Below are 289 nucleotides of genomic sequence, written 5' to 3'. Positions count from 1 at the left end.
TCCCCATCCTCGGTGTTGATCACGATAATCGAGGGCTTCCCATCATCGCCGACCTCGACAGCCTCCACGACCCCCTCGATCGATATCGTGTCCTCTGCTGTCGCCGCTGATGCCGACGGAACCGTCGAAAACAGGGCAATGAGCAGAACCAGACATGTGATACATACCATCGCATTTCTCGCCGCACCTTTCTTCATGAAGCACCCTCCCTTTCTTTTTTGTTCGGCACCATCCGCGTATCAGGTACCGTCAGTCTCTTTACCGGCCCGACAAAACGGGGGCCGCGCCT

The 289-nt window shown here is 56.7% G+C and carries 1 protein-coding gene; it reads right to left on the bottom strand.

Annotation, left to right across the window (positions count from 1 at the left end; genetic code table 11):
* Positions 1-197, bottom strand: a 197-nt coding sequence (locus tag GTN70_11825) for a hypothetical protein (GenBank protein NIO17647.1), incomplete at its 3' end; no start/stop codon positions are given.
* Between the last annotated feature and the right edge of the window lie 92 nt (positions 198-289).

Source organism: Deltaproteobacteria bacterium (genome assembly GCA_011773515.1).
Lineage (GTDB): Bacteria > Desulfobacterota > Deferrimicrobia > J040 > J040 > WVXK01.
Note: the sequence above shows the minus strand (reverse complement) of the source record. Positions and strands in the feature narration are given on the sequence as shown.